The sequence below is a fragment of the Streptomyces sp. WM6386 genome (assembly GCF_000972385.1).
Lineage (GTDB): Bacteria > Actinomycetota > Actinomycetes > Streptomycetales > Streptomycetaceae > Streptomyces.
Genome location: NZ_JXTE01000519.1, coordinates 1 through 429 on the forward strand (window position 1 = coordinate 1; position 429 = coordinate 429).

General features: G+C 73.9%; 1 protein-coding gene. It reads right to left on the reverse strand.

The genetic code is table 11. The features are described 5' to 3' along the window. A partial coding sequence (locus TN53_RS42510) for a hypothetical protein (protein ID WP_046264269.1) occupies positions 1-274 on the reverse strand: 274 nt, incomplete at its 3' end. Positions 275-429 lie beyond the last annotated feature (155 nt).

A 429-nucleotide genomic window follows, 5' to 3' on the forward strand; every position in this document is an offset into this window, starting at 1 on the left:
GGCCGTCCTCGGGGGCGGGGAGCGCCCACCGGGCGGCCTCCCGGAGCGGTTCCTGTTCCGGGAGCTCCCCGGCGTCGAGGTGCCACTGGGCCACGCGGACCCGCTCGGCCGGTGCCAGGACCGACTCGGGCACGTTCCGCGTCCAGGTCCGCAGGCAGTGCCGGCGGCGCAGGGCGCCGACGTCCTGACGGAGCACCTGCGCGACATAGGTGTGGGGCAGGTCGAACGCGACCAGATGCGCCGGCCACTCGACGGCCGCGCGGGCGGCGGCCACAGGGCGCCTACTTGACCAGCCGTCTGCATTTCGCGCGGGCCGTGCGCACCGGTGACACCAAGCTGCTGGCCCAGGTCTGCCGGAATCTCGCGGACGCGGGCGCGCACTTGTACGCGGCCGAGGGATAGTCCGAACTCGTCCGGTGTGGTCTATCA